The organism is uncultured Flavonifractor sp. (assembly GCF_944387675.1).
Classification (GTDB): Bacteria; Bacillota; Clostridia; order Oscillospirales; family Oscillospiraceae; genus Flavonifractor.
In genome coordinates, this window is sequence record NZ_CALXFV010000002.1 from 21,769 (window position 1) to 46,605 (window position 24,837).

The 24,837-nt window shown below is 63.1% G+C and carries 30 protein-coding genes; all 30 read right to left on the reverse strand.

From position 1 onward, the window contains the following. Nucleotides 1–63 precede the first annotated feature (63 nt). The 30 genes from Q0J74_RS00400 to tgt all read right to left on the reverse strand — a co-directional run bounded on the left by Q0J74_RS00400 (nt 64) and on the right by tgt (nt 24,814). Nucleotides 64–600: a hypothetical protein gene (locus Q0J74_RS00400; RefSeq protein ID WP_297208890.1), complete on the reverse strand. Its 537-nt coding sequence runs from the start codon at nt 598–600 to the stop codon at nt 64–66. Between the two features lie 3 nt (nt 601–603). Further along, the gene (locus Q0J74_RS00405) at nt 604–1,224 is read right to left on the reverse strand and encodes a J domain-containing protein (protein ID WP_297208893.1); all 621 of its coding nucleotides are present in this window, start codon (nt 1,222–1,224) and stop codon (nt 604–606) included. Further along, the gene (locus Q0J74_RS00410) at nt 1,221–2,078 is read right to left on the reverse strand and encodes a DUF5685 family protein (protein ID WP_297208899.1); all 858 of its coding nucleotides are present in this window, start codon (nt 2,076–2,078) and stop codon (nt 1,221–1,223) included. Before Q0J74_RS00410 ends, Q0J74_RS00405 begins: the two co-directional genes overlap by 4 nt. Before the next feature lie 11 nt (nt 2,079–2,089). After that, the gene (locus Q0J74_RS00415; protein ID WP_297208903.1) at nt 2,090–2,518 is read right to left on the reverse strand and encodes a SoxR reducing system RseC family protein; all 429 of its coding nucleotides are present in this window, start codon (nt 2,516–2,518) and stop codon (nt 2,090–2,092) included. Nucleotides 2,519–2,535: 17 nt separating this feature from the next. After that, entirely contained in the window at nt 2,536–3,783 is a 1,248-nt protein-coding gene (locus Q0J74_RS00420; RefSeq protein ID WP_297208905.1) for a CdaR family protein, read from the reverse strand. Beyond that, nucleotides 3,764–4,651 carry a diadenylate cyclase CdaA gene (gene cdaA, locus Q0J74_RS00425; protein ID WP_297208908.1) on the reverse strand — a complete coding sequence of 296 codons (888 nt, stop codon included), beginning with the start codon at nt 4,649–4,651 and terminating at the stop codon, nt 3,764–3,766. The genes Q0J74_RS00420 and cdaA overlap by 20 nt, the downstream gene beginning before the upstream one ends. A 177-nt stretch (nt 4,652–4,828) precedes the next feature. Next, nucleotides 4,829–5,950, reverse strand: coding sequence for an aminotransferase class V-fold PLP-dependent enzyme (locus Q0J74_RS00430; RefSeq protein ID WP_297208911.1), 1,122 nt, complete (start codon nt 5,948–5,950; stop codon nt 4,829–4,831). Next, complete coding sequence (locus Q0J74_RS00435; RefSeq protein ID WP_297208913.1) at nt 5,947–6,201, reverse strand: DUF3343 domain-containing protein; 255 nt, start codon at nt 6,199–6,201, stop codon at nt 5,947–5,949. The genes Q0J74_RS00430 and Q0J74_RS00435 overlap by 4 nt, the downstream gene beginning before the upstream one ends. Before the next feature lie 54 nt (nt 6,202–6,255). Then, nucleotides 6,256–6,729: a 2-C-methyl-D-erythritol 2,4-cyclodiphosphate synthase gene (gene ispF, locus Q0J74_RS00440; protein ID WP_297208916.1), complete on the reverse strand. Its 474-nt coding sequence runs from the start codon at nt 6,727–6,729 to the stop codon at nt 6,256–6,258. Beyond that, nucleotides 6,726–7,460, reverse strand: coding sequence for a 2-C-methyl-D-erythritol 4-phosphate cytidylyltransferase (ispD, locus tag Q0J74_RS00445; protein WP_297208919.1), 735 nt, complete (start codon nt 7,458–7,460; stop codon nt 6,726–6,728). The genes ispF and ispD overlap by 4 nt, the downstream gene beginning before the upstream one ends. A gap of 99 nt (nt 7,461–7,559) precedes the next feature. Further along, the gene (locus tag Q0J74_RS00450) at nt 7,560–8,036 is read right to left on the reverse strand and encodes a CarD family transcriptional regulator (protein WP_297208922.1); all 477 of its coding nucleotides are present in this window, start codon (nt 8,034–8,036) and stop codon (nt 7,560–7,562) included. A gap of 423 nt (nt 8,037–8,459) precedes the next feature. Next, a complete protein-coding gene (locus Q0J74_RS00455; protein ID WP_297208925.1) occupies nt 8,460–10,412 on the reverse strand; it encodes a bifunctional 4-hydroxy-3-methylbut-2-enyl diphosphate reductase/30S ribosomal protein S1 in 1,953 nt (650 codons plus the stop codon). Then, the gene (locus Q0J74_RS00460) at nt 10,409–11,005 is read right to left on the reverse strand and encodes a lysophospholipid acyltransferase family protein (protein WP_297208927.1); all 597 of its coding nucleotides are present in this window, start codon (nt 11,003–11,005) and stop codon (nt 10,409–10,411) included. Before Q0J74_RS00460 ends, Q0J74_RS00455 begins: the two co-directional genes overlap by 4 nt. After that, nucleotides 11,002–11,685, reverse strand: a complete 684-nt coding sequence (cmk, locus tag Q0J74_RS00465; protein WP_297208930.1) for a (d)CMP kinase — start codon at nt 11,683–11,685, stop codon at nt 11,002–11,004. Before cmk ends, Q0J74_RS00460 begins: the two co-directional genes overlap by 4 nt. Further along, entirely contained in the window at nt 11,682–12,941 is a 1,260-nt protein-coding gene (locus tag Q0J74_RS00470; protein WP_297208933.1) for an NAD(P)/FAD-dependent oxidoreductase, read from the reverse strand. The genes cmk and Q0J74_RS00470 overlap by 4 nt, the downstream gene beginning before the upstream one ends. Then, nucleotides 12,938–13,807 (reverse strand): MurR/RpiR family transcriptional regulator, encoded by an 870-nt coding sequence (locus Q0J74_RS00475; RefSeq protein WP_297208936.1) that lies wholly within the window; start codon nt 13,805–13,807, stop codon nt 12,938–12,940. The genes Q0J74_RS00470 and Q0J74_RS00475 overlap by 4 nt, the downstream gene beginning before the upstream one ends. Before the next feature lie 152 nt (nt 13,808–13,959). Continuing rightward, nucleotides 13,960–14,673 carry a pseudouridine synthase gene (locus tag Q0J74_RS00480; RefSeq protein WP_297208939.1) on the reverse strand — a complete coding sequence of 238 codons (714 nt, stop codon included), beginning with the start codon at nt 14,671–14,673 and terminating at the stop codon, nt 13,960–13,962. A gap of 59 nt (nt 14,674–14,732) precedes the next feature. After that, nucleotides 14,733–15,830 carry a D-alanyl-D-alanine carboxypeptidase family protein gene (locus Q0J74_RS00485; RefSeq protein ID WP_297208942.1) on the reverse strand — a complete coding sequence of 366 codons (1,098 nt, stop codon included), beginning with the start codon at nt 15,828–15,830 and terminating at the stop codon, nt 14,733–14,735. 37 nt (nt 15,831–15,867) lie between these two features. Further along, nucleotides 15,868–16,281, reverse strand: a complete 414-nt coding sequence (ytfJ, locus tag Q0J74_RS00490) for a GerW family sporulation protein (RefSeq protein ID WP_297208944.1) — start codon at nt 16,279–16,281, stop codon at nt 15,868–15,870. A 2-nt stretch (nt 16,282–16,283) separates the two neighbouring features. Further along, nucleotides 16,284–16,889 carry a DUF2953 domain-containing protein gene (locus Q0J74_RS00495; protein WP_297208947.1) on the reverse strand — a complete coding sequence of 202 codons (606 nt, stop codon included), beginning with the start codon at nt 16,887–16,889 and terminating at the stop codon, nt 16,284–16,286. Then, nucleotides 16,886–17,542, reverse strand: coding sequence for an SMC-Scp complex subunit ScpB (gene scpB, locus Q0J74_RS00500; protein WP_297208950.1), 657 nt, complete (start codon nt 17,540–17,542; stop codon nt 16,886–16,888). Before scpB ends, Q0J74_RS00495 begins: the two co-directional genes overlap by 4 nt. After that, nucleotides 17,533–18,369, reverse strand: coding sequence for a segregation and condensation protein A (locus Q0J74_RS00505; protein WP_363315538.1), 837 nt, complete (start codon nt 18,367–18,369; stop codon nt 17,533–17,535). The genes scpB and Q0J74_RS00505 overlap by 10 nt, the downstream gene beginning before the upstream one ends. 1 nt (nt 18,370) lies before the next feature. Continuing rightward, nucleotides 18,371–19,081 carry a site-2 protease family protein gene (locus tag Q0J74_RS00510; protein WP_297208954.1) on the reverse strand — a complete coding sequence of 237 codons (711 nt, stop codon included), beginning with the start codon at nt 19,079–19,081 and terminating at the stop codon, nt 18,371–18,373. A gap of 164 nt (nt 19,082–19,245) precedes the next feature. After that, on the reverse strand, nt 19,246–20,124 hold the full coding sequence (xerD, locus tag Q0J74_RS00515) for a site-specific tyrosine recombinase XerD (RefSeq protein WP_297208956.1): 879 nt from the start codon (nt 20,122–20,124) through the stop codon (nt 19,246–19,248). Nucleotides 20,125–20,149: 25 nt separating this feature from the next. After that, nucleotides 20,150–20,782, reverse strand: coding sequence for a stage II sporulation protein M (locus Q0J74_RS00520; RefSeq protein WP_297208959.1), 633 nt, complete (start codon nt 20,780–20,782; stop codon nt 20,150–20,152). A 312-nt stretch (nt 20,783–21,094) separates the two neighbouring features. Then, entirely contained in the window at nt 21,095–22,474 is a 1,380-nt protein-coding gene (scfB, locus tag Q0J74_RS00525; RefSeq protein WP_297208962.1) for a thioether cross-link-forming SCIFF peptide maturase, read from the reverse strand. A gap of 65 nt (nt 22,475–22,539) precedes the next feature. Next, a complete protein-coding gene (gene scfA / locus Q0J74_RS00530; RefSeq protein WP_007489363.1) occupies nt 22,540–22,680 on the reverse strand; it encodes a six-cysteine ranthipeptide SCIFF in 141 nt (46 codons plus the stop codon). A gap of 58 nt (nt 22,681–22,738) precedes the next feature. Next, nucleotides 22,739–23,164: a TIGR04086 family membrane protein gene (locus Q0J74_RS00535; RefSeq protein ID WP_297208965.1), complete on the reverse strand. Its 426-nt coding sequence runs from the start codon at nt 23,162–23,164 to the stop codon at nt 22,739–22,741. Nucleotides 23,165–23,228: 64 nt separating this feature from the next. Further along, the gene (gene yajC / locus Q0J74_RS00540) at nt 23,229–23,516 is read right to left on the reverse strand and encodes a preprotein translocase subunit YajC (protein ID WP_297209005.1); all 288 of its coding nucleotides are present in this window, start codon (nt 23,514–23,516) and stop codon (nt 23,229–23,231) included. Between the two features lie 167 nt (nt 23,517–23,683). Beyond that, a complete protein-coding gene (gene tgt, locus Q0J74_RS00545; RefSeq protein WP_297208968.1) occupies nt 23,684–24,814 on the reverse strand; it encodes a tRNA guanosine(34) transglycosylase Tgt in 1,131 nt (376 codons plus the stop codon). Nucleotides 24,815–24,837: the final 23 nt, after the last annotated feature.

Sequence of the window (24,837 nt, forward strand, 5' to 3'; positions counted from 1 at the left end):
AATCTCTATGGATCCCGCACTCCAACTCCGGCGGATAAAAAATCTCCTGAAAAGTATACCAGATCAGGTCCCTTTTCGCAAGACCCTGTCCACCCGCGCCTCATAGAACCCGATGAGCTTGGAAAAACCCACGTCGTAAATCACGAAAGCAACGCCTCCCCCTGCAAACACCATCCAGTTCCGGTTCAGCAGAGGCGGCAGAAAGGGCAGCAGCAGCTCCCGCAGGCCGAACCAGAACAAGCACAGGATTGCGTAAAACACCGCCAGTTTGCACGCCCACTCCAGCACGCGGCCGGGCAGATGCTCCAGCAGGCTTTTCAACATGGGCCACAGGCCGAAAAACAGCAGGTAGAGGATCACATTCCCCTTTCCCGGCAGCAGCAGCAGGCCCAGAAGGCCGGTGGCGCCATAGCAGAAAAAGCCGGCCCGCAGCCCGGAGGAGATCACCGCCCCCGCGGGAAACAGACCCGCCACAGCCGTCAGTCCCAGCTTGGCCCCGGGGGATACGGCGGACAGATACAGAAAAAGGAGGGAAAGCGCGGTCAGAATGCCCACCAGCGCCGTCACATGGGCGGTCGCCCCAGTTCTCTTCCCCGCCATGGCTCAGTACCCGCCGCAGCCGCCGCACAGGCAGTTGAGGCACATACAGGCGGTACACATGTCGCAGGCGTCCATCCCGCCGCCATAGCCGTAGGGGCGGTAGGCCTGTCCCCCCTGGCGCATCATCATCAGCGCCTGGCGGTACTCCCCGTTGGAGGGGTCCATATTGCAGGCCATCTGGAAATGCTGGGTGGCCTCATCCAGCCAGCCCTTCCGGTAGGCGATGGAGCCGGAGAGGAAGTGCCACTCCGCGTCCTGGCCGGGGGCGCTGCGCAGCAGCTGCTCGGCCCGGCCGATGTCCCCCATGTTGATGGCCTGGCGGACCTGGGTATACAGGCTGCCGGAGGAGTTGCGGGCATACTGCTGCTGATACTGCTGCTGCTGATAGCCACCCTGGTAGGTGCTCTGCCCCTGGTAGCCCCCGGAGCCGCCTCCGCTGCGCATGCGGGTGATGGAGTCGTAGGCCTGATTGATCTCCTTCATCTTCTCTTCCGCCAGGTCGGCCAGGGGGTTGTTCTGATAGTTGTCCGGGTGGTATTTCCGCGCCAGCTCACGGTAGGCCCGCTTGATTTCCTCATCGCTGGCGTCCGGCTTGACACCCAATACGCTATACGGATCGCTCATGTACTCTGTCTCCTGTTTCTGTGATTGGCGGCCTTCCAGCGGCCGGTAAATACCAGTTCCTCCACTGCGGGAAGGCCCAGGTATAAAATATTCTCCACCGTACCCTGCCAGTGGCCCAGTTCCAGCAGTCCCCCTGCGGAGCGGGCCAGGTTGAGGGAGTGGCGCAGGGTGGTGCGCAGATACTCCCGATGTTCCTCCGCCTGGCCGGAAAAGCGGGCGGCAATGGGGTTATAGCTGCCCCGGCGCCGGTCCTCCGCCAGGTCGTCCCAGGCGTCCACCAGGTAGATCCAGCGGCCCACGTGGTAGAGCAGCTGCTCCAGCGCCCGGTCCCGTCCGGAGTCCGGCGTCACGGGGGCGGCGGCGGCCAGAAGCCGGGCAAAGGTGTCCGCCGTCCGGTCCAGAGAGGGACAGTTCTCCCCTTCCAGGGTCTGGAGCCGCTCCAGATTCTCCCGCACCGCTCGGTCAAAGTCCGGCCGGTTTGCCGCCGCCCGGCGGTAGCTGCCCCGGAACAGCACCGAGAGCAGTCCGGCCCAGAGCCGCTTCCAAAAGGGGCCGTCCGCCACGGTGTCCCGCAGCTTCCAGTAGGCCAGAATGGTACCTGCGTCGGCGGCGGCGTCCACACCCCCGCCGGCGGCACAGCGCTTTTTCCGGCACCACAGCCGGGCGGGACAGGGACGGCGCTCCACCGCGGGCTTGTCCCCGTCCAGCAGCATGGCCAGAAAGGCGAAATCGTAGCTTAGAAACATCCGGGCCAGAAAGCCGTGCCGGCGGCCCAGCGCCCGGCACAGGCCGCAGTACAGCGCCTCATAATCCCGCTGCTCCCGTACCTTCAGCTCGTCCCGGTATGGGCGCACATAACCGAACATCAGTCCTGGGGATTGATGGCCGTGATGCGGAAGGTAATGGACTGGTCGCGGCGCACCTGCCGGTCCAGAAGGATGGCCAGCGCCACGCCGGCGGCAAAACCCAACCCGCCCACGGCGGCGCTGACGCCGCCGCTGAGCCGGGCCGCCGCACACAGAAAATAGCCCAGGAAGAACAGGAGGAAGGGGACCAGATAGACCACCACCGCCGCCTTGAGCACCCCGCCGGTGGAGGACTCCACCCGCACCATATCCCCGGGCATGGCCCGCACCGGGTTGGCCGCCACCACCGACACCGTGGAGCTGACCATCAGCTCGCTGCATCCGCCGCCGCACTTGGAGCAGTCGTGTCCGCAGGCGGACTGCCGCTTCACCGCCACCTCCGCAGTGCCGTTGTCCAGCACCCGGGTTACCTTTGCCGTTTGAATCATTCCATACTCACCTTTTGTTATTCTCTCGTAATAGAGACCACAATATTGTAGTCCCCAACCACGCCCACGTCGCTGCTGCCGTCCAGATAGACCTTGACGGGAATGGTCTGGTTGCCGGTGGACAGCTCCACCTCGGACAGGTCGGCCACAATCCGCAGCTGGGAGGAGGTCACCGCCTCCACCGCCTCCTGCGTACCCCGGATCTGCACGCTGCACGACTGGGTCACAACCTCGGCCAGATAACCCTCCGGCTTGTTGATGAAACTGATGTTGCTGACCTGCAAAACCTTGGTGTCCAGACCGTACACCGTCACCGTCACCTCCGCCTCCGTAATGCCGCTGACGTTGGTCAGGGCGGAATCCAGCTGAATGGGCATGGACTGGGTCAGGGTGCTGAACACACCGGACAGGTCGATCTCCCCCAGACTGATGCGGTCCAGGTTCTCCAGATCCGCGTCACTGCCCGATACCATGATGCTGTCCGGCTCGATGTCAATCTTCACATCATCCTCTGTCGCGCCGCCGCCGGGGATGAGGTCTACCGTCAGTTCCACTTCCTTCAGCTTTTCCACCGGCAGGGTGACCAGCACCGTGCTGGGGTCCAGCTCCAGGCCCGCCGGGTCCATGATCTCCCCGTTCAGGTCGATCAGCACATAGCCGATGTCCTGGCTGTAGGTGGCGTTCATATCCGTCTGGGTTACGGTTACTTTGGCGTAGTCAATCTGATCCACCAGCTCCTGGGGGCCGCTGACCGTCACCTGCTCCGGAGCCATGGAGAACTCTCCCCGCTGATAGCCGTCGGCAATACTGCCCTCGAAAGAACCCCGGACATCCACCTGCCTGCTGCTCCATTTGGAAATGGTGAAGGACACCGCGCCTGGGCTGGTGTACTGAAGATCAACAGAGTCGGACGTGGTAATGGAGCGGGGATAGTTGATGTTGCGGGAGGTGATGCTCACGCTCTGCATCCCCGGTTCGGTGATGCCGGAGACGTCTATGATCACAGTGGTCTCCCCCTGGTTCAGGCGATCCCACACATCCTTCCGGGTCCGAATCCGCAGGGAAACTGCCTGGTCCGCCCCCTCGGAAATCATCAGGCCCCGCTCTTCCAGCTTTTCCAGGCCGCTGAATACCACCTGAACGCCGCTGAGAGTGCTGGTTTTAATGGGATTGGCCTCTTTTCCAACATAAATCCACAGAATAAAGGCCAGCAGAAGGGAGACGATGACATAAAACCATCTGCTGTCAGTGACTCTTTTCCCCACTCTGCTTCTCCCCCTTTCCAGCCCGGAACAGGTTGGCCAATTTGAACTTGGGCGCCACCTCGACATCCTCCAGCTCAGGCAGCAGCTCATTGCGCAGCAGCCGCTCCAGGGTCTCCGGCGCCAGATGGCGCTTGAGCATGCCGCCCACCGCCACGGAAATGGAGCCGGTCTCCTCCGAGACAATGGCCACCACCGCGTCGGTGTGCTCGCTGGCGCCGATACCTGCCCGGTGGCGCATGCCCAGCTCCCGTGACAGGTTCACATTGCCAGACATGGGGAGCATACAGCCGGCCCCCACAATCCGTCCTCCCCGGACGATCACCGCCCCGTCATGGAGGGGCGCCTTGTTCCAGAAAATATTCTTCAGCAGTTCGGCATTTACCGTGCAGTCCAGGGCCGTGCCGGTCTTGATGGCGTCTTCCAGCATGTTTTTCCGCTCAAACACCATCAGTGCGCCGGTCTTGGACTTGGACAGGGAGGCGTAGGCCTCTACCGTCTGAGTGATGGCGCTGTCCAGCTCATTGCGCTCCTCGGCGTGGGTGAATACCTCCCCCAGATTGGCCCGGCCCACCTGTTCCAAAAACCGCCGGATCTCCGGCTGGAAGAGGATAACCAGCGCCAGCGCGCCGTACTCCACAATCTTGCCCATCAGGAAATTCACCGTGTTGAGCTGGAGCACACCGGAGACCAGCAGCGCCAGCAGCAGCAGCAGGATACCCTTGGCCACCGCCCCGGTGCTGGTGCGGCGGATAAACAGAATGACCCGGTAGATGATAAAGGCCATGATGAGGATATCGATGAGATCACGGACACCGAAGGGCGTCACCATCCCCTTAAACTGCTGCAACAGATATAAGATCACTTCCATTTCCTCATCTCCCGCGTTCAGCCCACAGGGGCCTTCCCTTCCCTTTAACTAAATTATTATACTGTATTCCCAGCCTCTTTACAAGTATTACAAACCGGAGGAAAATCAATTTTCTGTAAACATCCCATGAAAGCGGCGGCTGTCTGCGGAAGTGCTCTCCGCAGACAGCCGCCGCCTTTATGCTCCGGTCAGGCCGGATACCGCCCGCACCAGCTTGTCGATATCCGACGGGGTGTTGAAATCGGACACGCTGACCCGTATGGTCCCCGTCTCCAACGTACCGGCGGACTGATGGGCGGCGGGGGCGCAGTGGAGGCCGGCCCGCACCGCAATGCCGCGGCTGCCCAGCACCTCCCCCACCGCCTCGCAGTCCCGGCCCTCCAGGCGGAAGGACAGCACCCCGGCCTGGGCCGCGGGGTCTGCCGCCGAAAAAACCTGCACCCCGGGAAGGCGGGCCAGCGCCCGGGCCGCACCCCGGATCAGGCCCCGTTCCCGGCGGAAAATGGCCTGGGTCCCCCGGGTACGGACGTACCGCAGCCCCGCCAGCAGTCCGGCGATTCCGGGCATGTTGTGGGTCCCCGCCTCCAGACGGTCGGGCAAAAAGTCCGGCATGCTCTGGAGCGCGGAGGCGCTCCCCGTCCCCCCCTCCAGCAGCGGCTCCGGATGGCCGCCGCAGAGCAGCAGGCCGGTTCCCTGGGGGCCGTAAAGTCCCTTGTGGCCCGGCATGGCGATATACTCGGCCCCCAACCGGTCCTGCCGTACCGGCAGACAGCCCGCGGACTGGGAGGCGTCCAGAATCAGGGGGATTCCACGGCCCCGGCACAGGTCGGCAAGCTCCTCCACCGGCAGAATAAAGCCAAAGACGTTGGAGACGTGGTTGCAGATCACCGCTCTGGCGCCCCCCTCCAGGGCATCCTCGAAGGCGGCCAGTTGGCCCGCCCGGTCGAACAGAGGCCCCCGGGCCACCACCACCTCCGCCCCAATTCCGTGGAGCGGACGGGTGACGGCGTTGTGCTCCCAGCCGGAAATCACCACCCGGTCCCCAGGCCGCACCAGGGAGCGGATGGCGATATTCAGGCCGTGGGTGGCGTTGGAGGTGAAGACCACCCGCTCCGGGTCGGAGACGCCGAACAGCTCCGCCGCCGCCTGCCGGCAGGCAAAGGCGGCTTCCGCCGCCCGCATGGCCGGCGGGTGTCCGCCACGGCCCGGGGAGGCCAGATGCCCGACCGCCCAGGCGGTGGCCCGGGCAACCGCCGGCGGCTTGTGCAGGGTGGTGGCCGCACTGTCCAGGTAGATCAAAGCAGCACCTCCTTGTAGCTGCCGTCTCCCGCTATGAGGTAGACCCGTTTGGGCGGCAGGCCCACCCTGCCCAGGATGCGCAGCGCGTTGGCCAGGTTGCGCTCCGACACCTTGACGCTGTGGCTGCATCCCTCCCGGTCTATGGCTCTGGGTGAGCGGCGGATGTGAGCTGTAATCCCCGCCCGCTCCAGCGCGGCGGCCGTCCGCTGGGCATAGGTCAGGGAGCGGCAGACGATCAGATAATAGACCATAATAAAAACGCTCCTCTCGCACCAGTGTATGTGCGTGAGGAGCGTTTTGCGCCCTTATGTTTCCTCCAGCAGACACACGGCGTGGGCCGCCATGCCCGCCCCGCTGCCGGTAAAGCCCAGCTTTTCCTCGGTGGTGGCCTTCACATTGACCCGGTCGGGGGAAACCCCCATCCGCCGGGCCAGATTCTCCCGCATCTGCTTGATGTGGGGGGCCAGCTTGGGCCGCTGTGCCAGGATGGTGGCGTCCACATTGCCCACCCGGAAGCCAGCCCCGGCCAGCATCTCCATCACCCGGTCCAGCAGCTTCAGACTGTCGGCGCCGGCATAGGCCGGATCGGTGTCGGGAAAGGCCTTTCCAATGTCCCCCAGGCCAGCCGCGCCCAGCAGGGCGTCCATCACGGCGTGGGTGAGCACATCCGCGTCGGAGTGGCCCAGCAACCCCACCTCAAAGGGAATCTCCACCCCGCCCAGAATGAGCTTTCGGCCCTCTGTCAGGCGATGTACGTCATAGCCATGTCCAATTCTCATCTCTCATCCTCCCAGTTCAGCAGCGCCTCCGCCATGGCCGCGTCCTCCGGCGTGGTCAGCTTCAAATTGCGGTAATCCCCCTGGGTCAGGGCCACTCCGATGCCCAGCCGCTCCACCGCGCCGCAGTCATCGGTGAGCTCCGCCCCCTCCTGAATAGCCTTGGTGAGGGCGGTGCGGATCAGGTCGGCCTGAAAGACCTGGGGGGTCTGGATGGCAAACAGCTCCGAGCGGTCCAGAGTCTCCCGCACCACCCCGTCCCTGGCCCGCTTGACGGTGTCCTTCACCGGTACCGCCGGGGCGGCCGCCCCGCATTGGGCCGCCCGGGTGATGACCGCCTCCAGCACCTTTTGGCTCACCAGAGGACGGGCGCCGTCGTGGATGGCGATCAGCTCCGCCCCTTCCCTTACCTCCGACACCCCGTTGAGTACCGAACGGGTCCTGGTCTCCCCGCCGGGAATCACCTTGGTTACCTTTCCAATCCCCCAGTCCCGGCACAGCTGGCCGATGGGGACGATCAGATCCCGCCGGGCCACCACCACAATCTCCGTGATATGCGGACAGCGCTCCAGCGCCCCCAGGGTGTGGGCCAGCACCGGCCGGTCCCCCAGGGGAAGCAGGATTTTGTCCCGCCCCGCCATGCGTGTGGAGCTGCCGGCCGCCGGCACCACCGCCGCGCACCGGATGGACGGCTCCTCCCGCCTGCCCAGCAGCCGTGACAACAGTCCAGCCATGATTTTCCTCCTTCCTGAAAAAAGGAGCCCGCCGGCTCCTTTCCAATCACCTATGTAAAGTCGGGGCGGCCGCGGCGGGCCGCCCACACCATTACCTTATTAAGCCAGGGCTGTGTTGATGCGGGCTTCCACATCCTCATAGCTGGCGTTCTGGGAGAGGACGATCTCTGAAATCAGAATCTGCTTGGCGGAGTGGAGCATTTTCCGCTCCCCGGTGGACAGGCCCCGCTCCCCTTCCCGCAGCATCAGGCCCTTTACCACTCGGGCCACCTCCAGCAGATCGCCGCTTTTCAGCCGGAGCATGTTCTCCCGGTAGCGCCGGTTCCAGTTGGGGGTCATGTCCACATCAATGTTGGGTATGGCGGCGAGCACCCGGTCGGCCTCCTCCTGCTTCACCACGGGGCGCACACCGATCTCCTCGCTGTGCTCCGTGGGGATCATCACCAGCATTCCACCCACAGGTAGCTTGAGGATATAGTATTCCCGTACTACGCCGTTGACCTTCTTCTGTACGATGCTGTCAATCACACCAGCACCATGCATCGGGTGCACGATTTTGTCCCCTACCTGAAACACGATTCCACCTCCCGGTCCAATCAACTCCAATTCGTATAACTTTGCGTGCTTATGAATTTATTATAATGCGTACTGAACAAAGCCGAACGCCTTGAAAGCCAAGGCTTTCAAGGCCAAGTAGCTTTGTTCTCGTGCAAGGGTTTTGGAGCATTTCGCCCAAAACCCTTGCACCTTCCACTGGTGCGTCTTCACGCACCAGTGGAAATACGCATTGTAACAATGGCTGAATTCCATCAAAGCGGCTCTTCTGCGCCGCTTTGATGGAATTGCGCGGCTGCCGCCGCGAGAATAAACCGCTTTACGGTTTATTCAGCAGACATTATTATAGACACTTTTTCGCATTATTGCAAGTAAATTTCTGATTTGCTCCTGAAAAAATACAAAAAACCGCGCCGCTTCCCTAGGGAAGCGGCGCGGCCGTGATTACCCTTCGTTGTCAGTCTCGGCAGGCTCCTCAGCGGCGGGACCCTCCAGCAGGGCGCGAATGGACAGAGACACCTTCTGCTTTTCATAGTCGATGTCAATGATCTTCACGTCCGTCATCTGGCCCTCGCTGAGCACATCACCGGGCTTGTCGATGCGGTGGTCGGCAATCTGGGAGATGTGGATCAGACCGTCCACACCAGGCACGATCTCGGCAAAGGCGCCGAAGGTCATCAGCTTGACCACGCGGACATTGGCCACGTCGCCGGGCTGATACTTGCCGGTAAAGACCTCCCAGGGGTTCTGGGAGCGGTCCTTCATGCCCAGGGAGATCTTCTTCTTCTCCTTGTCAAAGGAGATGACATACACCTCCACCGTGTCGCCCACGGAGACCACCTCAGAGGGGTGCTTGATCCGGGACCAGGACAGCTCGGAGATGTGAACCATACCGTCCACGCCGCCGATATCCACAAAGGCGCCGTAGGAGGTCAGGCTCTTCACCGTGCCGGTGTAGCGCTTGCCTTCCTCGATGTTGTTCCACACCTCGGCGGCCCGGGCGGCCCGCTCCTCCGCCTCCACGGCGCGGATGGAACCCACCACCCGCTTGCGGGCGCGGTTGACCTCGGTGATGCGCAGGCGCACCTTCTGCTTGACCAGCTGGCTCATGGGAGTGTCCCGGGGCAGACCGGTCTGGGAGGCGGGAACAAACACCCGCACGCCCTTGATGGAAACCACCACGCCGCCCTTGTTCTCCTCGGTGACCACGCCCTCCACGGTGGTGTGGTCCTCCTTGGCCTGCTCGATGTCCTCCCAGCTCTTCACGGTGTCAAGACGCTTCTTGGAGAGGGTGACCACACCCTCCTGGTCGTTTACGCGCATGACATACGTCTCAATCTCGTCGCCGACTTTTACCAGATCCTCGACCTTAACCGTAGGGTCGTCGGTCAGTTCGGATACCGGTATGTAGCCGGCATGCTTCGTACCGAGATCCACATAGATCTCCGTGGGCGTGATCCCAGTGACAACGCCCGTAACCTTCTCCCCTGTATTTAAAGTCTTGATCGATTTCTCCAGCATTTCAGCAAAGGATTCCTCGATCTCAATGTTTTCGTCGCTCATTTTGTCATAGACCTCCTTTATAATCCACTCAGGCGTGGACGCGCCCGCAGTGATTCCAATAGAAGCCTTCCGACACAGGGTGGAAGGTTCCAGCTCCGCCGCCCGTTCGATCCAAACCACCTTGGGGCAGAGCGCCGCGCACAATTCCGCCAGCCGTTTGGTGTTGGAACTCTCCCGGCCTCCGATGACGACCATGGCATCGGAGTGGGCAGCCAATGCCTGAGCTTCGGACTGGCGTTTATACGTAGCATTACATATTGTATCAAAAATTTTTAAGTTTGTACACTCTTTTTTTGCTTTTTCTACGCACCCGTCCCAGATGGACCGGGTGGAGGTGGTTTGGGACACCATGGTGACCGGCAGCTCCCGGTGCCTGGAATCCTGCTCCAGCCAGGCGGAGAACTGCTCCACCCCCTCAAAAATCAGGGAATGGGTACACCAGCCGGCGATGGCCTCCACCTCCGGATGGGTGGGGGTTCCGATGATAATCACCTGCCGGCCGTTGGCCTCCGCAGCGGAAACAATCTGGTGGATGCGGGAGACATTGGGGCAGGTGGTGTCCACCAGAGGACAGCCCAGCCGCTCCAGCGTCTCATAGGCAAACCGCCCCTCCCCGTGGGAGCGGATGATCACCGCCGTACCCGGTTCGGCCTCCTCCGGGCTGCGGATCATCCCCACACCCAGAGAGGCCAGGTAGTCGATGACGCTGTTGTTGTGGATCACCGGCCCCAGCATCACGCAGGGTCGGCCCTCCGCCGCGGCCTGCTCCGCCATGTGGACCGCCCGGCGGACCCCGTAGCAGAATCCGGCGGACTTGGCCAGCTCCAGCTTCATCGGCCCACCTGAGGCCTCAGGGCCTCAATCCGGGCCATAACCTCGTCGGCAATGGCACGGTATTCCTCCGGCGTGGCCCGCTTGCCCGCCACCACTGGGTGGTAGGGTTCGCCGATTACCACCTGGTTCCAGCGCAGCCACCGCTTCTCCGCGGGGATGTAAATGGGAATAATGGGGACTCCGGTACGCACCGCCAGCATGGCGGCCCCTGTTTTGGCATCGCCGAAGTCCCCGTCCTGATGCCGGGTTCCCTCGGGGAACATCAGCAGCAGCTCGCCGTTTTTCAGATACTTCATGGCCGTTTTGATGGCGCCGATGTCCGCCTGGCCCCGCTTGACCCCAAAAATGCCCCCCTGCTTGAGGATCCAGCCGATGAGGGGCCAATGCATGACCTCCTCCTTGGCCATTACGTGGATCTGATGGCGCAGCCCCAGAGCGTAGGCCACAAACAGCGGGTCGCTCATCCGGGTGTGGTTGGCACACAGCAGCGCGCCCCCCTGGGGCAGATTCTCCCTGTGGATGCACTTGGTGGGCTTGCAGATCCGGAAGGCCGGCCAAAGAAACAGATACGCCAAACAATACATGATATTCATGCCTGCAAACGCTCCTTTGCAATCTGTATGAGGAGCGCCAGACTCTGCTCCAGATCCTTGTCCGTGGTATCCGCCAGCACCGCATCCTCCGCCTGACGCAGCGGGGCGGCCGCCCGGTGGGTATCCCGGTCGTCCCGCTCCAGCACGTCCCGAAGCACCGTCTCATACGCCCTCTCCTGGCCCCGCTGCTTCAGCTCCAGCCAGCGGCGGCGGGCCCTGGCCTCCGGCGCGGCGGTGAGGAAAATCTTCACATCCGCGTCCGGCAGCACCACGGTTCCGATATCCCGGCCGTCCATCACCACGTCGTGCTCCTCCGCCAGCCTGCGCTGCTGGGCTAGCAGGAAGGCACGCACCTGGGGGATGGCCGACACAGCGGAGGCATAGGCGGAGATCTCATGCTGCCGGATGGCCTGGCTCACATCCTCCCCGTTGAGATACATGTGCTGGAGCCCGTCTTTCCCATGCTCCAGGCGGATCTGAAGCCGCTCCAGCAGCGCCATCACCGCCGCCGGGTCCGTGGGGTCCGTCCCGGTGCGGCAGGCCTGAAGCCCAACCGTGCGGTATATGGCGCCCGTATCCACATATAAGTAGCCCAGCGCTTCCGCCAGGGCCTTGGCCAGGGTGGACTTTCCCGCCCCGGATGGTCCGTCTATGGCAATACTCTTGTGCTGCTTTGTCACAGCTCCATTCCTCCTTGACCCGCCGCCTGCTCCGCCGCGCCCAGGCCGGCCGCCCGGCCGGTGGCCCAGGCGATCTGCAAATTGAATCCGCCGGTGTAGGCGTCCACATCCAACACCTCGCCGGCGAAAAAAACGCCCTCCGCCCGTTTGGACGCCATGGTGGCGGGATTGATTTCCGACACCTTGACTCCGCCGGAGGTGATGATGGCCTCCTCCAGGGGACGGGGGCCGGCGATATCGATGGCCACGCACTTCAGCGTCTCCAGCAGCCTGCGCCGCTGGGGACGCGTAATGGAATTGGCCCGCTCCTTCCCCGGGATGCCGGTGAGTTCCAGCAGCACAGGCACCATCATCCGGGGAACCAGACCCTCCAGCACGTGCCGGAACGTTCGGTTGGCGTTTTCCTCCAGATCCCGCAGCAGGCGCTTGTCCAGCGTCTCCTCGTCCAGAGCGGGTTTCAGATCTAGCAAAACGCGGTAATGCTCCCCTGCAAAGTCCGTCATGTGGGCGGAAGCGGTGAGAATCAGCGGCCCGGACAGGCCGAAGTGGGTAAACAGCAGCTCACCCTGCCCGGAAAAGACCACCTTGTTCCGGTCCGTCTTTACCCGGATGGCCACATTCCGCAGGCTCAGGCCCTGCATCCGGCCGCAGAACTCCTGTTTCGCCGCCACCAGCGGCACCAGGGAGGGCCTGAGGGGCAGCACCGTGTGGCCCAGGGCCTCCGCCAGGGCATAGCCGTCCCCGGTGGAGCCGGTCAGGGGGTAGGAGGCTCCGCCGGTGGCCACCACCGCCGCCCGGCAGGGGTAGGCGCCCCGCTCCCCCTTCACGCCGCGCAGCACTCCGCCGTCCAGCTCCAGGGCCACGGCCCGGTCCTGCACCACGCAGACGCCGGCCCGCCGGAGGGCGGCCCGCAGCGCGTCAATGATATCCGCGGCCCGGTCCGACTGGGGAAAGACCCGTCCCCCCCGCTCTGTTTTCAGGGGGACGCCACGCCGCTCAAAAAACTGCTTCACCGCCTCCGGCGGGAAGCGGGTCATGGCGCTGGTCAAAAAGCGGCCGTTGCGGGGAACGCGCTCCAATACCTCCTGCACCGTGCAGTCGTTGGTCACGTTGCACCGGCCCTTCCCCGTAATGTACAGCTTGCGGCCCAGCTTGGCGTTGCGCTCCAGAAGGGTGACGGAGACCCCCCGCTCCGCCGCGGACAGCGCCGCCATGCAGCCCGCCGCCCCTCCGCCGATCACAACCACATCACTCAACGGCTTGCTTCCGCCTTTTCATAGACATCGTAGGCATCCCAAATCCGCTCCAGGTTCGCAAAGGTCTTGGACAGATCCTCATCCTTCTTCCGCCCGATGGAGACGATCAGGGCGTTGATCAGGCTGAGGGGAGCCACCAGGGAGTCCACAAAAGAGGCCATGTCGCTCTTGGCCAGCAGCCGGTGGGTGGAATAGGGGACCAGGGGCGAGGTCTCGCTGTCGGTGAGGGCGATGGCGGTGGCGCCCCGGTCATGGGCAAACTGCATGGCGGACACCGTGCGGCGGGAGTAGCGGGGAAAGCTGATGCCGATGATCACATCCCCCGGCCCGATGCGCAGCAGCTGCTCAAACACCTCGCTGATAGAGGTGGTGTGGATGATGGTGACGTGCTCAAAAATCAGGTTGAAATAGAACCCCAGAAAACTGGCCAGCGCGGCGGCCGAGCGCACGCCCAGAATGTAGATCCTCTTGGCGCCGACAATGGCCTCCACCGCCTGGCTGAACTCCGCCCGGTCGGTCTCCTCCATGGTCATATGGATCTTCTCAATATCCGCCTGCATCACCATGGACAAAATATCATGGTCCCCAATCCGGTCGTTGGAGACCTCAATGCGCTGGATGGAGGTGAGCTTGCTGCGGATCATCTCCTGGAGCGCCTTCTGCATGGCGGGGTATCCGTCATACCCCAGCTCGGCGGCAAACCGGACCACTGTGGATTCGCTGACCTGAACGGTCTTCCCCAGCTTGCTGGCCGTCATAAAGGCGGCCTTGTCGTATGACTCCAGGATAAAATTCGCAATGAGCTTCTGCCCTTTGGAAAAGGTACCCATATTGCTCTGGATCACCGATAAAATGTCCTTGGACATGTCCCAACCTCCCGGATTCCGGCCCATATTCCGCCTCGGACCGGCTCATCCACGCATCCTGTCTGACGCAAAAATTTCAGCACGTACTATGATACCGGGAATCCGGCAGAAAAGCAATCCTTTTTTGCAAGTAAGGCTAATTTTCCTGCAAATCAGCGCTCCTGATTCCCATGTACTTCCAGCAGCAGCTCCAGCTCCGCCGCCGTCAGATGCCGCCAGCAGCCGCTTTTCAGCGTCCCCAGGGTCAGGCCGCCCTCCCGCACCCGGCGCAGCCGGCGCACCGTCAGCCCGGCGGCCTGGCACATCCGCCGCACCTGCCGGTTGCGGCCCTCGTGGATGGTCACCGAGAGCAGACCCGGACCCAGCACCTCCACCCGGGCGGGGTGGAGCGCCACGCCATCCAGGGCCAGAGGTCCCCGCAGAACGGGCAGCCCCCGCTCCACGTCCCCCGCCACCCAAACCTGGTACTCCTTTTCCACCTGGTGGCTGGGGTGGAGCAGCCGCTGGGTCAGCGCGCCGTCGTCCGTCAGGATCAGCAGTCCCTCCGAATCCAGGTCCAGCCGGCCCACCGGCCACACCCGGGCGCCGCAGCCGCTCACCAGCTGGGCCACCGTACGCCGCCCCCTTTCATCGGAGAGGGTGGTCACGCAGCCCCTGGGCTTGTTGAGCATCAGGTAGGTGCGCCGTTCCAGCGGCGGCAGGGGCCGGCCGTCCACCCGAATGTCGTCCCGCTGGGGGTCGGCCCGGTCGCCCAGCCCGGCGGGACGGCCATTGACCATCACCCGTCCGGCCTCCAGGTAGGCCTCCGCCGTCCGCCGGGAGGCCACCCCCCGGGCGGAGAGAATTTTTTGCAGTCTCTCTTCCATCTGCTTCCTCCCGCAGGAAAGGTCTGCCGCAACCTGGCGGCAGACCTCTGCTCCTGTTTTTATCCGATTGCGGCTGTCAGTCCCAGCAGCCGTTCCAGCCAGCCGGCGGGCGCCCGGTCATCCGCCGCGCCCGTCTGATAGCAGAGGGGCAGACGCATCACCGGCTCCCCCTCCAGGCTGAGCACCAGCTCCCCGGCAGGCGCGCCGGCGGTCACCGGCGCCTCCACCCGCTGAGGCAGGGATACCGCCGGGGACAGGCGCTCCCCCTCCGCCAGCGGATAGTATACCTCCCGCTCCAAACCGGCGGAGACAAACCGGCCCAGACTGCCCCCGCAGGGGATCAGCCAGCCGGTCCCCGCTTCCACGGCCAAGGTCCTGGGGTAGGTGGAAAAGCCGTAGTCAAACAGCGCCTCGTGATCCGCCCAGTCGTTGGGATCGTTCAGGGTGACGGCGATCAGCTCCTGCCCGTCCCGCAGGGCGCTGGACACCAGAGTGCGCCCCGCCTCGTCGGTATAACCGGTTTTCAGGCCGGTGCAGCCCTCATACCGCCACAGCAGCTTGTTGTGATTGGCCAGACTGCGCCCGGCGACAGCGGCGGTTCTGGAGCCGGCAATCCGCCGCAGGGACTCCTCCTCCAACACCGCCCGGGCCAGAAGCGCCATGTCGTAGGCGGTGGAATAGTGCTCCGGGTCGTCCAGGCCGTTGGGATTTGCAAAATGGGTGTTGTCCATGCCCAGTCCGGCCGCCGTCTCGTTCATCCGGGCCACAAAAGCCTCCACCGTCTCACAGCAGCTGCCGGCAATGGCCAGGGCCGCGTCGTTTCCCGAGGAGAGCAGCAGCCCGTACAGCAGTGCCTCCCTGGTGAGCCGCTCTCCCGGCCTGAGGTACATGGAGGAACCTTCCACCCCCGTCCACTCCGGACGCACCGTCACCTCCGCCGACAGGTCCGGACACAGGCGCACCGCCACCAGCGCCGTCATCAGTTTGGTGATGCTGGCAATGGGACGCCGCTGGTCCGGGTTCCGGGCATAGAGAACCCGGCCGCTCTCGCCGTCCATCAGGACGGCGGCGGATGCCGAGAGCGTTACCTCCGCCGCACCGCGGGCGGAGCCGGTCAGAACCAGAAGGGCCAGCAGCAGAGCGCACGCACGCCGCAAGGAACATCACCTCACCTTGATGCCCCTAGTATGGTCCTCAGAAGGGGGAACTATTCCCCGCCTTTTTGTCCTGCTGTTTTTCCACAAAGTCCGTCACCTTGTCGATGACCTCCGGCACCAGCTCCACCACCCGGTCCACCGTGTTGCAGGGCGGCGCCGCCACCGGCATCAGCTTGACCGTGTCCCCCTTGATGATCAGGAAAGCCACCGGGGAGAGATTCATCCCCGCGCCGCTGCCGCCGCCGAAAGAGTTGTCGCTCTCCGGCTTCTGGTTTTTGGATACAAAATCGCTGCCGCCGGAGGCAAAGCCCACCGTCAGCTTGGAGATGGGGATGATGGTGATCTCCCCCGCCTGGATGGGCTGGCCGATGATGGTGTTCACGTCCGCGATTTCCCGGATCTTCTGCATGGTGGTGGTCATCAGATCGCCGATTGGATGTTGCTTTTCCATGTTCAAACCGCCTCTTTCTGTGCTGTATCTGTCCGGCTCCGTCCCCGCTCTTTCCCCATTGCCTGGGGCAGCCTGGGCGCCAGCCAAACTGCCAGCGCCAGGGCCTGTCCCACGGTGAGGGTGGCCTCCGCGTTCAGGCTGGCGGTGGGCTTGTCGGCCTCAAAGTCCACCCGGGTGCGGATGTTCCGGTCCTTCACGTTAAAATTTTGCTCCACCATGGGCCAAATCATACCCACAGCCGCGTTGATCCCACCGAAGGCCAGGGCCGCGCTGGCGGGGTCCGGCGCGGCGGCGGTCACGTCCAGCTCGATCCGGTCCAGGCGCACCTTCCGCCGCAGATGCCCCGCCGCCTCCGCCACAAGGGGCAGCATCCGGCGGAGCTGCTCCAGCATATCCCCCCTGCCCTTTGGCGGGGCGGAGGGCGTCTGGCGGGGAGGCTGCTTGCGCCGCCTCCGTCCGGTCCGGGGCAGCAGGGTCAGCCTCACCGGCCCCACCCACGCCCGAAGGGTCAGCTGGTCGGAATTCCATCTCACCTGGACCCCAAGGCGGAGGAGACTGACAAGTGCCAGCGCCGCCGCGATCAGCGCCAGGATAAGCACTCCCTTCACTGCTCCGTGCCTCCCTCCGTCCGGGCCATGTCCCGGGCGGCCTGCTCCAGCTCAGCCTCCGTCACATCGGACACGTCCTGAGACTGCTGGAGCCGGGCCACCGCCGCCTGCATCTCCAGGGTGAGCTGGCCGTCTTCCGGCGCGGTGTTGGGCAGCTCGGGCAGCTCCTCCAGGCTGGACAGCCCGAAGGAGCGGAGGAAATTTTGGGTGGTGCGGTACTGGATGGGCCGGCCGGGTACCGCCAGGCGGCCGCACTCCTCGATCAGTTCCCGCTCCAGCAGCAGGCCCACGGTATAGGAGCTGTCCACCCCCCGGATCTGGTCCACATAGGCCCGGGTGGCGGGCTGATAGTAGGCGATGATGGCCAGCACCTCCAAAGCCGGCTGGCTCAGCCGGGCCGGACGCCGGCTCTCAAAGGCCCGGCGGATATTGGGGGCAAACTGGGGGGCGGAGCAGAGCTGATAGCTGCTGTCCAGCCGCAGCAGGCGGATGCCCCGCCGCTCATAGCTGTAATAGTCGGCCAAGCGCTGGCAAACCGCGTCCGCCGTGTTCCGGTCAATGTCCAGCGCCAGGCACAGCCGCTCCACACCCACCGGCTCCCCGGCGGCAAACAGAATGCCCTCAATGGCGGCTTCCAGTTCCTTCAGCTCCATGTCATTCCCCCGTCCGCCGGTTCATATACATCCGTGGAAAATTCCAGCCGCTCCCCCTCTTCCCCGTCGGTGGAGGTCACCGTGCAGTCCGTCTCGGTGCCTGCCAGGCGCAGCCGGCGGGCCTTGCACAGCTCCAGCACCGCGATAAAGGTGGCTACAATCTCCGAGCGGCTGCGGTTGCCCTGAAACAGGCTCCGGAACCGGGTCACCCCGAACCGGGCCAGCCGGGTCAGAATCTCATCCGCCTTGTCCGCCACCGGATAGGGTTCCCGGCCCACGATCCCCTCAAAGGCGGCCATGGGGGGCGGCAGCCGGTGGTCCGCCCGGGCCAACACGCTCTGCATGGCGCGCAGCAGATCCTCCGGATGGTGGACGTACCGGTAGGTCTTGTTCACCGGCAGCACCTCCGGCGTCTTGGTCAGGTAGTCCCGGCCCACGGCATAGCGGTCGGACAGCTGGGGTACCACCGCCCTGATGCGGGCAAAGCTCTCATGCCGCTGATGCTCCTCCAGAGAGGCCATCAGCTGTTCCAGCTCGGACAGCGCCTCCTCGTCGTGGATGGACAGCAGCATCCGGGTTTTGATGAACACCAGCTGGGCGGCCATGGTGACAAACTCGCTGGCTACCTCCAGATCCAGCTGCTTGCGCCGGTCCATCCAGGCCAGATACTGCTCCAAAATCAGAGAGATCTGGATGTCCTTGATTTCCATTTTGTTCTTGGACAGCAGGTGGAGAATGAGGTCCAGCGGACCGTCAAAGTCCTCCATGTCCTCCCGGTTCTTCACCACTTTTTCCAGATGGTAAATCGGCGTTTCGATGGGACTCACCTCAAAACAGATTCAGGATGGCGGAGACATCCTGACAAATCCACAGTACCTCCGCCGGCATACCCACCGCCCGGCACATGCCCTGGAGGACATGGATCATCAAAAAGCTCAGCGGACCGCTGAACACCCCCAGCATAACCAGGACGAACAGCGCAATGCCCACATACCGCTCATAGCGGAGAATGCGGTAATATACCCGGCTGGGCAGCAGAGCAAACAGGATTTTGGAGCCGTCCAGGGGAGAAATGGGAATCAGGTTGAACAGGCCCATGCCCACCCCCAGCAGCGCCACGTTGGACAAAAAGCACAGCACCAGCAGGGCGGCGTGGCTCACCCGGCCGAAGTTCCAGATCAGGGAGGCCAGCGCCACCGCCGCCAGGGCGGTGAGAAAATTGGCCGCCGGACCCGCCAGGGCGGTGAGCGCCATACCCGCCTTGGGCCGCTTGAAATACCGCATGTCCACCGGAACCGGTCTGGCCCAGCCCACCTTGGCGATGAGCATCATAAGCAGCCCCACCGGGTCCAGATACCTGATGGGGTTCAGGGTCAGGCGCCCCGCCTGCTTGGCGGTGGGGTCTCCCAGCCTCCAGGCCACAAAGCCGTGGGAGAGCTCGTGGAGCGTAATGCACAGCAGGGCGGCCACCGCGCTGATAAGCAGGGTGATCAGCCCCCACCAGTCCATCTGCCGTGCAAATTCCGCAAAAGACGCCACCGTGTAATTCCCCCATCCATATCCGCCGGCTCCGTTCCGCTGCAAATCTGCCGCCACGGAGTTGTTCAGCAGTCCTTATTATAACAAACCCCTCCCCAAAACACAAGGGAGACAATCCCAGCCCCGGCAGGCAAAAGAGCCGGCACCACCGGGTGCCGGCCCCTCTACGCCCTGGGATGGGCTTTGTTGTAGACATCCTTCAGCTTCTGATTGACCAGCTGGGCGTAAATCTGGGTGGAGGAGATATCGGCATGGCCCAGCATCTCCTGAATGGAGTGCAGGTCCGCTCCGTTCTCCAGCAGATGGGCGGCAAAGGAGTGGCGCAGCGTATGGGGCGTGATGTCCTTCTGAATTCCCGCCGTCTCCTGATAGTGCTTGATGATCTTCCAAAAGCCCTGACGGCTCATCCGCTCCCCGTTCATGTTCACAAACAGCGCCCGCTCCTCCGGGTGCTCAATGACCTGAGGGCGGACATGCTCCAGATAGTCCTGGAGGGCCTTCACCGCCGCCGGATACAGAGGGATGATGCGCTCCTTCCCGTGGCCGGTACACCGGATGAAGCCGGCGGAGAGGTTGATGTTCTCCAAATCCAGCCCGATCAGCTCGGATACGCGGATTCCCGTGGCATACAGCAGCTCCAGCATGGCCCGGTCCCGACATCCCTTGGCCTCCGAGGCGTCGGGCTGCTCCAGAAAAACCTCCACCTCCTTAGCGGTGAGGATGCGGGGCAGCTTCCGTTCCACCTTGGCCGGCGCCAGCCCTCTGGCCGGATTGACCACCACCAGCCCCCGCTCCATCAGGTATGTATAGAAGGACTTCAGAGACGCCAGGGAGCGGGTCACCGTGGCGGCGGACTTTCCCTTGGCGCTCAGGGTCCTGATATATCCCTCCACATCGCCCTGGGCGGCCTGCTCCGGCGTCAGCCCCTCACCATTCAGCCAGGACAGATATTGCCGGATATCCCGCAGATAGGAACTGAGGGTATTGGGCAGAGCCTTCTTCTCCTCTTTTAAATATTGTTCATATTCCGCCAGATACTCCATCCATCCAACACCTTCTCACCTTTCTCTATCCGCCCAGGATCATACCCGCCGCACCGGACACCAGCACCGGCACGGCAAAGCGCTCCAGCAGCAAACACACACACAGCGCGGCCCCACAGCCGCCGCAGCGGAGAAAATAGGCCCGCCCATAGGGGGATGGGGCCTTTCCTCCGCCTAAAAAACGGCTGGCCAGCGCCCTGGCCGCCGTCAGGCCCTGCGCCCCCAACACAAACAGCGCCGGCACCGAAAAGCAGCCCCCCACGCCGAAGAGCAGGAAGGCCAGCACACACCCGGCGCTGCCAAACATCTGCACAAAAGCCGAGATGGAAAAAGCCAGCAGAAAACCCCTGGCCGCAAACAGCACCGGCAGGCCCAGCACACCCAGCGCCGTAAAGCCCAGCAGCAGCGCAAGCGCGGGCCAGCGCAGCACGTCCCACAGCTGAGCCGCCAGACCGGGCGCGGCAGCCCCCTCTCCCTGGGCCGTGGTGAGAAAGGCCTCCAAATACAGCCTGAGGCTCTCCGCGCCCGCCCCGCCCACAAAAGTGGACAGACAGCAGCCCGCTACGCCGCCCAGAAAAAAGCTGACCGAGATCACCGCCAGCGCGGGCAGCATTCCCTCCTCCGGCACATTCCAGGCGCCTCCCACGGCTCTGCGCATCAGCCTCACCCCCAGGGCAGTTTATGTCCCCTGGACAAACGCAAGAACCGGAAAACACACCCAATTTTATATTACTATAGCTTACCCTTGGCCCTTGTGCAAGAACCGTCAAAGAAAAACACCATTTTTGTCTATTATGCCGAAATATTATGTATACTTAATTATGTAAACTTAGTAAAGGAAAAGGGACGGCGCATCCCGGGATGCGTCGCCCCAAGCTCAAGATGTGGTATTTGATGCCGCCGGCCCGGCATAGATCTGGTTTAAGGCCCGCCAGGCGATTACGCTTTGTATAATTACGCTCCGTATAGGCTAGTCCGCCAGACCCGCGGCAATGGCCCGCAGGGCAATGGCGCACTCCAGGCGCTTGCGCTCCAGCTCACAGCCTACCTTGTGGGGCTGCTTTATGTCGCCGTTGACAAGCAGGTTGGAGGCCGAACAGCCGCCGGAGCAGTAGAAGCGCGCCCAGCAGCGGGAGCAGGCCTCCCGGGTGTAGATGTTCAGGGCGGCGAATCGTCCGGAGAGGGCCGTGTCAAAGCTGCCGTCGTACACGCTGCCCAGCCGGTAATCCGGGTTGCCCACAAACTGATGGCAGGGGTAGATTTCCCCGTCCGGGGTGACAGCCACATATTCGCACCCGGCGCCGCAGCCCCGCAGCCGCTTGATGACGCAGGGTCCCTGGGCCAGGTCCACATTGAAGTGGAAGAAGTTGGTCTCCGGATGATCCCGCAGATACTCCGCCAGGCGCTCGTACTCCGCCTTCAGCTCCGGCAAGTCGGCCTCCTGGAGGGCATAAGGGTCCTCCTCCTTCCCCACCACCGGCTCCACCGACACATTTCTGCCGATGGCGGCCAGCTCCTTCACATCCTGGGCAAAGTCCTTGTGGAACCGGGTGAAGGTTCCCCGAAGGTAGTAGTCCTTCTTGCCCCGGCCTGCAATCAGCTTTTTGAACTTGGGTACGATCACATCGTAGGAGCCCTTGCCGCTGATGGTGGGCCGCAGATCGTCGTTGACCTCCCGCCTGCCGTCCAGGGAGAGCACCGCGTTGGACATCTCCCGGTTGATATAGTCGATGGTGTCATCGTTGAGGAGCACACCGTTGGTGGTAATGGTAAAGCGGAAGCACTTTCCGTGCTCCTGTTCGATGGAGCGGGCGTACTCCACGGTGGCCTTGACGGTGTCCATGGCCATCAGCGGCTCTCCGCCGAAAAAGTCCACCTCGATATTGCGCCGCCCCCCCGACTTGGCAACCACAAAGTCAATGGCCTTTTTGGCGGTCTCCACATCCATGGTCATCCGCCTGCCGGTGCCGAAGTCGCCGGTGGAGGCAAAGCAGTATTTACAGCGCAGGTTGCAGTCGTGGGAGACGTGGAGGCAGAGGGCCTTCACCAAGGCCTGCTGCTGCATGGAGGCCGCCTTCTCCCGGTCAATGTAGTCGTCCTCCTCAAACAGAAGACCCTGCTCCCGCAGCTGGCCCAGCTCCGCCCAGGCGTCGGCCAGGGCGGCGGGGTCGTGCTGGGGCAGCAGCGCCACCAGTTCCGCCGGCAGCGGACCGGCCAGCAGCTCCCCATTGTCATCCCGCTCCGCCAGCGCGGTGAGCAGGTCGAATATGACGCCGTCCAGCACATGGACGGCGCCGCTGTTTACGTCCACGGCCACATTGACGCCGAGGCACCGAAAGGTATGTACCATATGTCTGTTCCTTCCTCAGAGCATAGAAAAAGGTGGGCTGCACACCCACCTTTCCCCTGTGTTTGTTACTGGTTCTCGCACTTCTGGTTGGCCACGGTGCAAGAGGTCTTACAGGCGGACTGGCAGGAGGTCTGGCACTCGCCGCAGCCGCCGTGGGCGGCGCTCTTCTTCAAGGTCGCGCCGTTGAGCGTCTTAACATGCTTCATTTCGATTTCCCTCCCCAAACAAAGGTTAGAGGCATTATACCACAGGAACAGGCGGATTTCAACGTTTTCTGTATTTTTTCCGGGCAGGTCTCCCTTTCCCGCCGTTCAGAAGGCCGGCCAGCGCGCCGCCGCACAGGCCGCCGCACAGCAGGCCGATCCCTCCCGCCTCCAGCTCTATCGTCTGGAAAAACAGCGTTCCAATAGTGAGCAGCAGCAGAAACAGCACTCCGCCCACCGCCAGACCGGTGAGCAGCGCGCCGCTGCACTGCCTGGCGGCGAACATGCCGCCCCCGAAGCCCCCCAGCACACACCCCACAATGGTGAGCTGGTAGATCAGCCCTTCGCCCACCACGCCGCTGGAAATGGCCACCGAGGCCCCCAGCAAAAACAGGCAGCAGATTGCCAGCGCCATCACGCCGCCCAGCAGAATTCCCACGCCGCAGCGGATGAGCCGCGCGCTCTGCTCCTCCTCCCTTTTTCGCATAAAAACTCCCTCCCTTGCCGTCGGTTCCTACTGGAAGCCTATGCAGGGAGGGCGCTGTTATGTCTTACTTTTTGTCCTTGGTCTCGCCGGCACCGTCCTCCACAGCCTGAGTTCCCTTGGTGGAGACGGCCCACTTGGTGAACTCAACGCGGACCCGGTCGGCGCTGGTCTCAATCACAATCGTGTCTTCCTTCACGGCGCAGATGGTTCCCACAATTCCGCCGATGGTGGTGATCTGATCCCCCACCGCCAGCTCGGAACGCATCTTGGCGGCCGCCTTTTTCTTCTTGTTCTCGGGACGGATGAGCAGGAAATAGAAGATGGCGATCATGGCCACAACCATGACGATCATGCTTACCCCGCCGCCTGTGCCTCCCACATTGGTCAGCAGTCCGCCCGCAATCTGTGTCAGCAAATTGATCCCCTCCGATAGTTACTTGATGTGGTACATCATCAATGGGACATTATAAAACGAATTTGAGGATTTGACAAGCATTTTTCCGCTATTTTCCCAAAACTTCACAGCCGGCCCGCCAACTTTTGGCTGTACTCCGCCCGAAACGCGGCAAAGGCTCCGCCGTCCAGCGCCTCCCGGATGCGCTGGGTCAGCTTGTTGTAAAAATACAGATTGTGGAGCACCGACAGGCGCATGGCCAGCATCTCCTCCGCCACAAACAGGTGGCGGAGATAGGCCCGGGAAAAGCTCCGGCACACCGGGCAGTCGCACTCCGGGTCAATGGGACCCTCGTCCAGTTTGTACTTCTCATTGCGGATGTTCAGCGCCCCGGACCAGGTGAAGAGCTTGGCGTGGCGGGCGTTGCGGGCGGGCATGACGCAGTCGAAGAAATCCACCCCCCGGGCCACCCCCTCGATGATGTTGGAGGGTGTACCCACCCCCATAAGGTAGCGGGGCTTGTCCGAAGGCATATAGGGTTCCACCGCCTCAATGATCTCATACATCACCTGAGTGGGTTCCCCCACCGCCAGGCCGCCGATGGCGTATCCCTGGCAATCGATCCCGGCGATCTGCTGCATGTGCCAGATCCGCAGGTCGGGATAGGTGGCGCCCTGGTTGATGCCGAAGAGCATCTGGCTGGGATTTACCGTATCCGGCAGGGCGTTGAGCCGGTCGTGCTCCGCCTTGCACCGCTCCAGCCAGCGCAGGGTACGCGCACAGGAGGCCTTGGCATATTCGTAGGTGGCCGGATTCTCCACGCATTCGTCGAAGGCCATGGCGATATCGCTGCCCAGATTGGACTGGATCTGCATGGACTCCTCCGGACCCATGAAGATCCGCCGTCCGTCGATGTGGGAGGCAAAGGTGACCCCCTCCTCCCGGATCTTCCGCAGGCCGGAGAGGGAGAACACCTGAAAGCCGCCGGAGTCGGTGAGGATGGGTCCGTCCCACCTCATGAATTTGTGCAGTCCCCCCAGCTGGCGCACCACCTGGTCTCCGGGCCGGAGATGGAGGTGGTAGGTGTTGGACAGCTCCACCTGGCAGCCGATCTCCCTGAGGTCAAAGGCGGACACCGCACCCTTAATGGCGCCCTGAGTCCCCACATTCATGAAAACCGGCGTCTGCACCGTGCCGTGGGCGCAGGTGAAGATCCCCCGCCGGGCCTTGCCCTCCGTCCTGATTACTTCAAACACAGCAATGAAACCCCTTTGTCGTC

Coding starts and splice junctions, on each gene's coding strand:
- Q0J74_RS00400 (WP_297208890.1), bottom strand. CDS start 600: ATGGCGGGGAAGAGAACTGGGGCGACCGCCCATGTGACGGCGCTGGTG.
- Q0J74_RS00415 (WP_297208903.1), bottom strand. CDS start 2,518: ATGATTCAAACGGCAAAGGTAACCCGGGTGCTGGACAACGGCACTGCG.
- Q0J74_RS00520 (WP_297208959.1), bottom strand. CDS start 20,782: ATGCGCAGAGCCGTGGGAGGCGCCTGGAATGTGCCGGAGGAGGGAATG.
- xerD (WP_297208956.1), bottom strand. CDS start 20,124: ATGGAGTATCTGGCGGAATATGAACAATATTTAAAAGAGGAGAAGAAG.
- yajC (WP_297209005.1), bottom strand. CDS start 23,516: ATGATCGTCATGGTTGTGGCCATGATCGCCATCTTCTATTTCCTGCTC.
- ispF (WP_297208916.1), bottom strand. CDS start 6,729: ATGAGAATTGGACATGGCTATGACGTACATCGCCTGACAGAGGGCCGA.
- scfA (WP_007489363.1), bottom strand. CDS start 22,680: ATGAAGCATGTTAAGACGCTCAACGGCGCGACCTTGAAGAAGAGCGCC.
- Q0J74_RS00455 (WP_297208925.1), bottom strand. CDS start 10,412: ATGAAGCTGGAGCTGGCCAAGTCCGCCGGATTCTGCTACGGGGTCCGC.
- Q0J74_RS00405 (WP_297208893.1), bottom strand. CDS start 1,224: ATGAGCGATCCGTATAGCGTATTGGGTGTCAAGCCGGACGCCAGCGAT.
- cdaA (WP_297208908.1), bottom strand. CDS start 4,651: ATGGAAGTGATCTTATATCTGTTGCAGCAGTTTAAGGGGATGGTGACG.
- Q0J74_RS00435 (WP_297208913.1), bottom strand. CDS start 6,201: ATGGTCTATTATCTGATCGTCTGCCGCTCCCTGACCTATGCCCAGCGG.
- ytfJ (WP_297208944.1), bottom strand. CDS start 16,281: ATGGAAAAGCAACATCCAATCGGCGATCTGATGACCACCACCATGCAG.
- Q0J74_RS00460 (WP_297208927.1), bottom strand. CDS start 11,005: ATGAATATCATGTATTGTTTGGCGTATCTGTTTCTTTGGCCGGCCTTC.
- Q0J74_RS00480 (WP_297208939.1), bottom strand. CDS start 14,673: ATGGAAGAGAGACTGCAAAAAATTCTCTCCGCCCGGGGGGTGGCCTCC.
- scfB (WP_297208962.1), bottom strand. CDS start 22,474: ATGGTACATACCTTTCGGTGCCTCGGCGTCAATGTGGCCGTGGACGTA.
- Q0J74_RS00535 (WP_297208965.1), bottom strand. CDS start 23,164: ATGCGAAAAAGGGAGGAGGAGCAGAGCGCGCGGCTCATCCGCTGCGGC.
- scpB (WP_297208950.1), bottom strand. CDS start 17,542: ATGGAGCTGAAGGAACTGGAAGCCGCCATTGAGGGCATTCTGTTTGCC.
- Q0J74_RS00475 (WP_297208936.1), bottom strand. CDS start 13,807: ATGTCCAAGGACATTTTATCGGTGATCCAGAGCAATATGGGTACCTTT.
- ispD (WP_297208919.1), bottom strand. CDS start 7,460: ATGGCTGGACTGTTGTCACGGCTGCTGGGCAGGCGGGAGGAGCCGTCC.